The organism is Bacillus sp. P4_D3, from assembly GCF_056401855.1.
On sequence record NZ_JBFUIN010000411.1, the window covers coordinates 1 to 2,750 of the forward strand.

The 2,750-nt window shown below is 32.7% G+C and carries 3 protein-coding genes; 1 reads left to right on the forward strand and 2 read right to left on the reverse strand.

The features are described 5' to 3' along the window. The coding region (locus AC1DTM_RS21930; RefSeq protein WP_477000865.1) for a helix-turn-helix transcriptional regulator at nt 1-187 on the reverse strand (187 nt) is incomplete at its 3' end. A 211-nt stretch (nt 188-398) separates the two neighbouring features. Further along, nucleotides 399-758: a hypothetical protein gene (locus AC1DTM_RS21935; RefSeq protein ID WP_000730433.1), complete on the reverse strand. Its 360-nt coding sequence runs from the start codon at nt 756-758 to the stop codon at nt 399-401. A 521-nt stretch (nt 759-1,279) separates the two neighbouring features. Here AC1DTM_RS21935 and AC1DTM_RS21940 point away from each other — a divergent pair. After that, nucleotides 1,280-2,710 carry an IS4 family transposase gene (locus AC1DTM_RS21940; protein WP_477000866.1) on the forward strand — a complete coding sequence of 477 codons (1,431 nt, stop codon included), beginning with the start codon at nt 1,280-1,282 and terminating at the stop codon, nt 2,708-2,710. The last annotated feature ends 40 nt before the right edge of the window (nt 2,711-2,750 follow it).

Genomic DNA, 2,750 nt, shown 5'->3' on the forward strand with positions numbered 1-2,750 from the left:
GAGTGACAAGAGTGACAACACACACTGCACCTGTCCATGTGAGACTACGTCTACCTTTTTCTATTTCTACTAAGGTTTTTTTTGATAAACCGATAATTTCAGACATTTTATCTTGCGATAAATCATTTTCAATACGGATGAGTTTTAATTTTCCATTTACTAATTGAATAAGTTCTTGTTTATCCATAATATCTCTCCTTATCTTATGGTGTAATATTCCATTTTTATTTTGTAATATATATTTTTAAAAATATAAGTATAAAGCCCTTATAAAATTGGTATAAAACTAGTAGGAAAATAGTATAAAGTCCATATAACAGTTATACTCATCGCACTCACATCCAAAAACAAGGGAAAAAACAAAACAACAATAACCTTTTTATCTATGGTTTTATTTTTTAATTAGAATTTTTCCCAAAAGATATTAAACAAATTATTAATATACCTACATTGACTATAAGACAAAATATATTAATAAAATCAATTAAGGTTAACATAGAGAAGAATGAAAACATTGCAGAAACAAGCGGGATAGAAGTCTGTAAAATAGTTCTCTCTCCATTTTTGTGAAGCTGATAAGATTTAAAAAAGGTCATTAATAAAACAAAAGATGTCAGTAATAGTCCCATATATCCATCGCCATCTTCCATAAACCAAGGTAAAAATGGCATTATTGATGTGAAAATAAATATATTAAATATTAACATACCAATTATTACGTTATTTAAAAAAAGATAATGGTTACTTTTTTTCTTCATTTGAATCACTCTCCAAATTTTTATTTACTAATTGAATAAATTCTTATTTATCTACAATCTCTCCCTTTCTCTTATGGTGTAATTTTACACCATAAGAGAACTTTTGTCTATATATATGTAATTTTACACTTTTGTTTTGTGATATGTATTTTTAAAGGTTCTGGTGCAAATATATGAAGAATAACACGGAGAATAGTAGACTTCTAACGGAATCGTATTTTATACTATTGGTCCAAACACTTGGTGGATGAACTCTTTTTGATTTTGGACAGACTGGTTGGTCTTACCCCAGGTCCATCAAGCTAAGACTTTGAGACACCTCCATAACGAAAACTTTACCTTTTTACAGTTATTTATGAGAATTCGGCTCATTTTTTTCGTTTTGGGGAAGAATTAATTTCTTAAGTTGATGGCGATGTGGCGGTACCCCACATCCATCAACTTAAGGATTYAGACTATTCTTGAAGTTAAAAGYACGTTACTATTCTCTTATGTTAATRAGAAAGGGTGACGTGCTTTTTATGAATATGCATCAAAAACAAGAGTTGTCYTTATTTGCCGAAGAGTTATATCGCTATATGTCTCCCGCTACACTKAATCAATTAGCTATAGAAGCAGGCGGAATGAAACGRAAACGTAAGTGCCATGGGCACCATTTTTTATCTTTGTGTGTATGGTTAAATCAACAAATTGCTACTACCTCTCTTACTCAACTTTGTAGTCAATTAGAAACTTCAACAGGAATTTTATTAAGTCCTGAGGGACTTAATCGRCGATTTAACTCGGCTTCTGTAGCCTTCTTTCGAACTGTATTTACTACACTTCTACAAGCTAAAATTGGGGGATTATCTAAGATTTCTCATGCTCTTCCTGCCTACTTTGAGCGTATTCTCATCCTTGATTCTACAACATTTCAAGTGCCGGATCGATTTGAATCTACTTATCCTGGTGCCGGCGGATGTAGTCATAAAGCTGGTGTGAAAATTCAACTAGAGTATGACTTGTTGAGTGGAGAATTTTCTGATGTGAAAATTGAACCAGGAAAACGAAGTGATCAGGCRTATGGKGCGACTCGAACAGGTATGGCGCAAAAGAATGAACTATATATTCGTGACTTAGGATATTTTCGTTTACAAGATTTTAAATCTATTCAAGATAAGCAAGGATATTATTTATCACGTCTTAAGTTACCAACTAAAATATATAGAAAAGAATTCGAAACAGTCGTATTTAAAACAAAACCCGCTCAACTGAGGCCGGTATATATACAAATTCATTTGGAAGACATCATGAACCAATTACAACCTGGCCAAGTGTATGAATTACATGATGTATATGTAGGGAGCAAAGACAAACTACCTACTCGCATTGTGGTTTACAGATGTACGGAGGAGCAAAAACAGAAGCGCCTACGTGATCGAGCTATTCGCGAAAAGAAAAAAGGAATTACATATACAGAGCGTACGAAACTTTTACAAGGAATTACGGTATATATGACAAACATTCCTACGGAATGGGTACCAAAAGAGAAAATCTATGATTTATATTCACTGCGTTGGCAAATTGAGCTGTTATTTAAAATATGGAAATCCTGGTTTCAAATTCATCGTTGTAAATCTATTAAACAAGAKCGATTAGAATGCCATCTTTATGGACAACTCATTAGTATCCTATTATGTTCTTCTACTATGTTTAAAATGAGAGAACTCCTGTTACGTAAGAAACAGAAAGAGCTAAGTGAATATAAAGCGATGTACATAATTAAAGACTATTTCTTACTTTTTCATCAAGCATTACATAAAAACACCCAAGAATTATCAAAGATTCTCCTTCGTCTGTTTAACCTCCTACAGCGAAACGGACGAAAATCTCACAGATATGAGAAAAAAACAGTCTTTGATATTTTGGGTGTTGTGTATGAGTATACCACTTCTGCTCATCAGGTAGCATAGCGAAAAATTTGAAACCCGTCAGGGTTTATTTGATGTGCCT